Raw genomic sequence first — 6,636 nt, 5'->3', positions numbered from 1 at the left:
AGTTACGATTTGTCATTTGTCATTTGTCATTTGTCATTGGTCATTGGTCATTGGTCATTGGTCATTGGTCATTGGTCATTTGTCATTTGTCCCCCCAATCCCCGATCCCCGATCCCCGATCCCCGTGTCCCCGATCCCCGATCCCCTAGATCACTCCAGTCTGTGATTCCACTTCAATTAAATCAAACCGATAATTTTCAATTACTGGATTTGCTAACATCTGGTCACAGATCTGATCCAGATTTCGACGCGCAGAGTTTTCATCTGGTGAGATCAAGGTGACCTCTATATACTTGCCAATCCGCACTTGTTCTACGTTATTGTATCCCATTTGCTTCAGCCCAGATTGCACTGCTACACCAGCAGGGTCTAAAACTGAAGGACGGAGTGTGACAAAAATTTTGGCTCGATACTTCCTTTGCACTGACTTTTGCTGAATGCTGCTACGCTCATACTATATCTTTATGTTGCAGTTCAGCGAAAATTTAAAGATGATAAGTCACTGGCGTTAAAATCAATCATTAATTAGTATCAAATCATACATTTAATAACACATGATAAAATAGGAAATAGGTAAATAAATTACAGGCGAAATTTATTTTGTTAAACAAAGTTTTACTCACATTTACCGATAGCTTTAAAAAATACCGAAAAGACTTATCGGCAGTAATGCTAACACCTGATAAGCATTTATGGCTTGGTTCTGATGAGACTTCAACTATTGAACGTCTATCTTATATTGATGCTAATAATTTTGGTGAACATAAACAGTTTCGTGTAGCAAATTTTATTGATTTACCTGGACCAGAAGACGAAGAAATTGATATTGAGGGTATTGAATATAGTGAGGACGACTGTTATCTGTGGATTGTTGGTTCCCATAGCTGGAAACGCAAGAAAACTAAACCAGATAAATTAGATATTGAAAATATTCAGAGACTAGCTGAAATTAAATCGGAACCAAACAGGTACACTTTAGCACGCATTCCCCTAGTTAAAGGAGAATTACATAGATCTTGTCCCCATCCCAAAAAATCAAATGTGCAGTTAACTGCTGCTAAGTTGCAATTAACTGAGTTTGAAAATGTCTTGATGGAAGTTTTGAAAGATGATCCTCATCTAGGTTTTTTTATCACTGCTAAAATTCCTGGTAAAGAAAATGGCTTTGATATAGAAGGTATCGCAGTTTATCAAAATCGAATTTTTCTGGGTTTGCGCGGTCCGGTATTGCGGGGTTGGGCTGTAATCTTGGAAATAGAGGTAGAACTTTCTCAAACAGAAGTATTAACATTAAAGCCAATAGCAGAAAAAAATCAATGCTACAAAAAGCATTTTGTATTTTTATATGGTTTGGGAATTAGAGACTTACATTTAGCTGGCGAAGATTTACTGATCCTAGCAGGACCGACGATGGATTTAGATGGACCAGTGCAAGTTTATCGTTTGCAAGTTGGTGTTAACTTGCAAAATGATGTCATACACTACCCTGAACATGTACTAGATATTCCCTTTGGTAAGCAAGATGATCATGCAGAAGGAATAGCTTTGTTTGAAGATATAACTGGAACACCTTCGCTACTGGTAATTTACGATTCTCCAGCCAAAACTAGATTAGTGGGTGATGGTGGTGTGATTGCAGATGTGTTTGAGTTGGGACAAGGGAAGGGGGATGGTTAACAGCTAACTAGTAACAACTAACTACTAACTACTAATTAAATATTTGTGGAAATGGCTTGGACTGGACAGGTTGGTATACACTGTTCACAGACAATGCAGCGCGATCGCGTAAATGTCAATTTGCTGGTTTGCGGATTCAGGGTTAAAGCTTCGGTAGGACAAACTCCTGTACACAAACCACAGTGAACACAAACCTCTTCGTCTATGACTATTTCTCCCAAGGTATGAGAGACACTGATGTTTTGCGATCGCATCCACTCTATCGCAGCATCTAATTGATCTATATCCCCAGAAAGTTCTACTACCAATTTACCAATTTGATTTGGTGCTACTTGAGCGCGGATAATATTCGCAGCCACATTAAATTCTTTTGCTAGTCGGTAGGTAACTGGCATTTGGATGGCACGTTTAGGAAAGGTGAGGGTAACTCGTTTTTTCACGGTTCTGGAAATAGAGATTGAGGATTGGGAAATAATTTTGAATTCCGAATTGGACTTTGCCTTTTAAAATAAAACGGTAAACTGAAAATAACACTACTTAATAAGTTTTAATAATCTGTTATGAGTATAGATACTTCTGGGAAATCTCCAACTAAGTCAGAATTAAACACCGGGACGCGGATCAGAAACTTTTTAGTCGCAATAGTGGCGATCGCTCTTAGTGTCATACTAGTTTTGGGATTGAAATCCCAGACTAACACAGTTTCTCTGACTCAGTTGGGTGAAGAATCTACTCCTTTAGAAGTAGCTTTGACAAATGGTAAGCCATCGCTAGTGGAATTTTATGCTGACTGGTGTGCTGTATGCCAGAAAATGGCACCAGCGATCGCCACATTAGAAAAGCAGTATACAGAAAAAGTTAATTTTGTGATGCTGAATGTGGATAATAGCAAGTGGCTACCAGAGATGTTAAAGTATCGAATTGATGGTATTCCCCACTTTGTGTTTTTAAGTGACAAGGGAGAACCTGTTGCACAAGCGATCGGGAATCAACCCACCACTATTATGGCAAGTAATTTAGAAGCCTTGGTAGTTGGTTCACCCCTACCCTATGCTCAAGCTAGTGGACAAGTATCCAAAGTTGTTAAATCAGTACCATTATCAGGTAGTCAAGATGACCCTCGTAGTCATGGTAGTCAAGTGGTGAATTAGAAATTGGTCAATTGTCCAGAGTCCACCCGGTTTACTATTGCTCATTGACTCACTAATTATCAAATAAAATTGATATATCGACAAAAATCGATATAATTTTGGAATATGGATAGCAAAGATACTGATATTTTTAAAGTCCTGGCGAATGAAACTAGGCTACAAATTTTGCACTGGTTAAAGGAACCGGAGGTAAATTTTCCCTGTCAGGATGTAGATCCTCGTAACGTTGGAGTCTGTGTAAGTAGTATCCAGAAAAAAACTGGTTTGGCTCAGTCTACAATTTCTCATTACTTGTCCATGCTAGAAGATACGGGATTAGTTGTCTCAACCAGAGTAGGACAGTGTACTTACTATCGTCGCAATGAAGAAGCTTTTTCTGTGTTTGTGACTCATGTTGCAACTGATATATAAATAAAAAACTATACTTAGTCGGAATTTGTTTTTATTATCTTATATCGAAATTGTTCGATATCTCTAAGACTAAAAATACTGCTATTGTGTAAGTGCGATGGATAGCGAACGCTCTATTGAAGGAGATAAGTATGCTAGCAAGCTATTTGTTCTTATTAATGATTGGTTTAAGTGCTATTGTTCTGGGAGTAAAAATACGCGAGGAAGTCTATCGCATTGCGATCGTGTTTAGTGGAGGAATGCTTTTCACGATGGGGTTAATATTGGCTCCCTCACTAGTACAAATTGGCTTTGTGTTACTATTACTAGGACTGATGCAACTATATATTCCTCAACCAAAATTTTAGATTTGTAAATTGATGTGAATAAATATAATGTTGATTTAAATTGTTTAGTAGTGGCGCAAGGACTTGCGCCCTTAAAACTTAAAATTAGTTAGGAAGTAGTTAACAGTAAGTAGTAAAATTTATAACTGATCACTAATTTTTTAGAGCGAAAATAGCAAATGCGATCTTCTATTTACTTAAATTTAAACCTAAGAAGAGAGCAGCAATACTACCAGCTACACGAATTTCTCCTTGGATAATTTTTTCTAAAACCGATTCAACAGGTATTAAAATAACTTCGATTTCTTCTGTAACATCCAATTCTTGTTCACTTGTTTTGATGACATCTTTTGCTAAAAATAAATGTAATTGATTGGTATCTTTACTAGGTCGATCATATAAAGTAGCTACTTTTTTAATTTCTGTCGCTGTATAGCCAGTTTCTTCCTGTAGTTCTCTTTTAGCTGCTATTTCAGCACTTTCTTGATTAGGATCAAAACTACCTGCTGGTAGTTCTATAAAAAAATCTTCTACTGCGTGTCTATATTGACGGACAAAGACAACTTCTTGGTTGGTAGTGATAGCTAAAATTATCGCTACTTCTGGTTTAATATGGACAAAATAATCATCTATAATTTTGCCAGTTGGTAGGAGAATTTCATCTTGCCTAACTTGACACCAAGGATGGTTTAATACCAATTTTGATTGTAATAATTTCCATTTTTGTAATTCTTGCATAGATTTTATTTCTTATTATTTGTAATAATCGAAAAGCTCAGATCCCCCACTTTTTATAAAGTCGAGGATTTAGTTGTTTGACTGTGCGTTAGCTTACAGCATAACGCACCCTACATTTAAATTTCTTAACATAGCTATAAATATTAGCGCCAACTTACTTAATTATATTTTTTAACAAACTCTCAGCTTAAATTAATTTTTTCAGTCATCTCAGACATTAGATTGGAATTATTAATAAATTCAGAGGGTACTGTAATTATGAAAGTCGAAATATTAGCAATTGTAAGTATTTTTACTTTCTTGACTTTTAGTTGTACAAAGAATGTAGACTCCAAGCAACCAGTGAATGAAACCCAAGCTGTAGCTAGCGCTGAGGTATCTCAATCAGGAACCTTTGTTGCTGCGGAACATCCTACTCAAGGAAACGTTAAAGTTGTCACAGAGAATGGTAAACGCTATCTAGAATTAAATGAAAGTTTTAAAACAAGCAAAGGCCCTGACTTATTTGTAATTTTGTACCGAAACGAAACAGTACCGATATCTGGAATTCAAGAAAAAGATTATCTCAAAATTGCTGCTTTACAAAAAACAAGCGGTAATCAACGCTATATTCTTCCTAATAATGTAAATTTAGTAGATTATAAATCTGTAGCAATTTGGTGTCGTCAGTTCAATGCAACTTTTGGTTATGCGCCTTTAGGTATATGAATTTAGTATAATTAGTGGAATTAGTCGGGAAATGGGAAAGGTGAGAGGGTTAAAGAAATGCAATTTCTCTTTTCCCTTCACCTTTAACCTTTTCTCATAAAAGACTCTTAGATCATAGTGAATATAATCAATGCAATTGCTAGAAAAATAGATACTTTTTCATTAAGGTTACGGCTCACAATTGGTATTGCTGTACTTTCTGCTTTGGGTAATGGTGGTATTGCTATCTGGACAACCTGGAAAATGCAGCAACTTTTAATTAATAGTCATAAGCAAAATATAGAAAATCTTGCTGTACGTTTTCCACATGATGTGGAATTGTATAGTGAAATGATGCCTCCAGAAGTGGGTTTACAAAAAACTATTAACAATTTGACAACTAAGAATATATTTTTATGGGTTAAAAGTCCTGAAGAAAAATTTTTAGCACAATCTAGAACTTCAGATAATTTATCTAGTGCGATATTATCTGAGTTAATGTCTATAGCTGAAATGCCAATTACTCCACAAGTTCATCAAATTAACCAACGTTATTTTGTGTTATCTAGTGAAGCTTTACGGGTACAGGGAAAAGTGCTGGGAAAATTATTTGTAGTACAAGATATTACTCGTGAGCAAACAATGTTTTTGGAAATAGTACATAGTTTGAGTATCGCGAGTTTTTTGATCGTTGTAGTTATATCTGTGGTAATCGCATTTTACGTGCGGTATTCTTTACAACCCTTGCGTGATTTGAGTCAAATGACAGCAGTGATTTCTGTTGTAGATTTATCACAAGCACAATTATCTGTAAATCATGCACCAAGGGAAGTGAGAGAATTAGCTCAAGCTTTCAACATGATTTTATCACGTTTGTCTCAATCTTGGGAACAAGAGCGACAATTTGTGAGTAATGTTTCTCATGAGTTACGTACACCTTTAACAATAGTATATGGTTATTTACAAAGTGTTTTACGACGACAAGATAATTTAACAGAAGTTCAACAAGAAGCATTAGAAACTGCTGCTTCAGAAGCAAAACGTATTATTCATCTATTAGAAGATTTACTAGATTTAGCACGAGCAGATAGTGGTCATCTACATTTACATCTTGAGTCTTTTGTATTAAATGACTTGTTAATTGAACTCGTAGAAATGTCAGAAAGTTACAGTGGTCGAGAAATTAAATATGTTGTCAATGCTGAATCATTACAGGTGAAAGCAGATTATAATCGCCTGAAACAAGTATTGCTAAATCTAATTGATAATGCTGTTAAGTATTCTGAACCGAATACACCCATATTTCTAAATGCAAATCAACAAGAAAAAGAGGTGATTATGCAAGTGTGTGATCAAGGTTATGGTATTCCTTTACAACATCAATCTCGAATTTTTGAGAGGTTTTATCGCATAGATGAATCTCGGAATCAAGCTACTGGTGGTACAGGTTTGGGATTATCAATTGTAAAGACATTAGTAGAAGGTATGGGTGGGAAAGTATCAGTGCGATCGCGCTTAGGTGAAGGTAGTATATTTACTGTGATATTGCCCGTAAAATAATCTGGGCTAAATTTTTTCTACAATTCATTATCCTTTTACCTCACCATTTGTGTAATCAACTAGAACTAAGAGAAATTATCGACCAA

General features: G+C 35.8%; 9 protein-coding genes. 6 read left to right on the top strand and 3 right to left on the bottom strand.

From position 1 onward, the window contains the following. Positions 1-145 precede the first annotated feature (145 nt). Complete coding sequence (gene purS, locus B4U84_RS14435; RefSeq protein WP_017309803.1) at positions 146-424, bottom strand: phosphoribosylformylglycinamidine synthase subunit PurS; 279 nt, start codon at positions 422-424, stop codon at positions 146-148. A 173-nt stretch (positions 425-597) separates the two neighbouring features. On the opposite strand from purS, the gene B4U84_RS14430 reads away from it, so the two are divergent. Next, complete coding sequence (locus B4U84_RS14430; protein WP_131119038.1) at positions 598-1,677, top strand: DUF3616 domain-containing protein; 1,080 nt, start codon at positions 598-600, stop codon at positions 1,675-1,677. A gap of 35 nt (positions 1,678-1,712) precedes the next feature. Here B4U84_RS14430 and B4U84_RS14425 read toward each other — a convergent pair whose 3' ends face one another. Then, a complete protein-coding gene (locus tag B4U84_RS14425; RefSeq protein ID WP_017309801.1) occupies positions 1,713-2,117 on the bottom strand; it encodes an NIL domain-containing protein in 405 nt (134 codons plus the stop codon). Positions 2,118-2,237: 120 nt separating this feature from the next. Between B4U84_RS14425 and B4U84_RS14420 the strand changes: the two genes are divergently transcribed. The 3 genes from B4U84_RS14420 to B4U84_RS14410 all read left to right on the top strand — a co-directional run bounded on the left by B4U84_RS14420 (position 2,238) and on the right by B4U84_RS14410 (position 3,586). Beyond that, a complete protein-coding gene (locus tag B4U84_RS14420) occupies positions 2,238-2,828 on the top strand; it encodes a thioredoxin family protein (protein WP_131119036.1) in 591 nt (196 codons plus the stop codon). A 105-nt stretch (positions 2,829-2,933) separates the two neighbouring features. Then, on the top strand, positions 2,934-3,239 hold the full coding sequence (locus B4U84_RS14415; RefSeq protein WP_131119034.1) for an ArsR/SmtB family transcription factor: 306 nt from the start codon (positions 2,934-2,936) through the stop codon (positions 3,237-3,239). Positions 3,240-3,370: 131 nt separating this feature from the next. Then, a complete protein-coding gene (locus tag B4U84_RS14410) occupies positions 3,371-3,586 on the top strand; it encodes a hypothetical protein (protein WP_017309798.1) in 216 nt (71 codons plus the stop codon). A 168-nt stretch (positions 3,587-3,754) separates the two neighbouring features. Here the strand turns inward: B4U84_RS14410 and B4U84_RS14405 are convergent, their stop codons facing one another. Beyond that, positions 3,755-4,303 (bottom strand): NUDIX hydrolase, encoded by a 549-nt coding sequence (locus B4U84_RS14405; RefSeq protein WP_131119032.1) that lies wholly within the window; start codon positions 4,301-4,303, stop codon positions 3,755-3,757. A gap of 258 nt (positions 4,304-4,561) precedes the next feature. Here B4U84_RS14405 and B4U84_RS14400 point away from each other — a divergent pair, with 258 nt between their 5' ends. Next, positions 4,562-5,011 carry a DM13 domain-containing protein gene (locus B4U84_RS14400; protein WP_131119030.1) on the top strand — a complete coding sequence of 150 codons (450 nt, stop codon included), beginning with the start codon at positions 4,562-4,564 and terminating at the stop codon, positions 5,009-5,011. A 117-nt stretch (positions 5,012-5,128) separates the two neighbouring features. Beyond that, complete coding sequence (locus tag B4U84_RS14395; protein ID WP_131119028.1) at positions 5,129-6,550, top strand: sensor histidine kinase; 1,422 nt, start codon at positions 5,129-5,131, stop codon at positions 6,548-6,550. The last annotated feature ends 86 nt before the right edge of the window (positions 6,551-6,636 follow it).

Origin of the sequence: Westiellopsis prolifica IICB1, assembly GCF_004323185.1 — a bacterium.
Taxonomy (GTDB): domain Bacteria; phylum Cyanobacteriota; class Cyanobacteriia; order Cyanobacteriales; family Nostocaceae; genus Pelatocladus; species Pelatocladus prolificus_A.
Note: the sequence above shows the minus strand (reverse complement) of the source record. Positions and strands in the feature narration are given on the sequence as shown.

Coding starts and splice junctions, on each gene's coding strand:
- B4U84_RS14420 (WP_131119036.1), top strand. CDS start 2,238: ATGAGTATAGATACTTCTGGGAAATCTCCAACTAAGTCAGAATTAAAC.
- B4U84_RS14415 (WP_131119034.1), top strand. CDS start 2,934: ATGGATAGCAAAGATACTGATATTTTTAAAGTCCTGGCGAATGAAACT.
- B4U84_RS14410 (WP_017309798.1), top strand. CDS start 3,371: ATGCTAGCAAGCTATTTGTTCTTATTAATGATTGGTTTAAGTGCTATT.
- B4U84_RS14405 (WP_131119032.1), bottom strand. CDS start 4,303: ATGCAAGAATTACAAAAATGGAAATTATTACAATCAAAATTGGTATTA.
- B4U84_RS14400 (WP_131119030.1), top strand. CDS start 4,562: ATGAAAGTCGAAATATTAGCAATTGTAAGTATTTTTACTTTCTTGACT.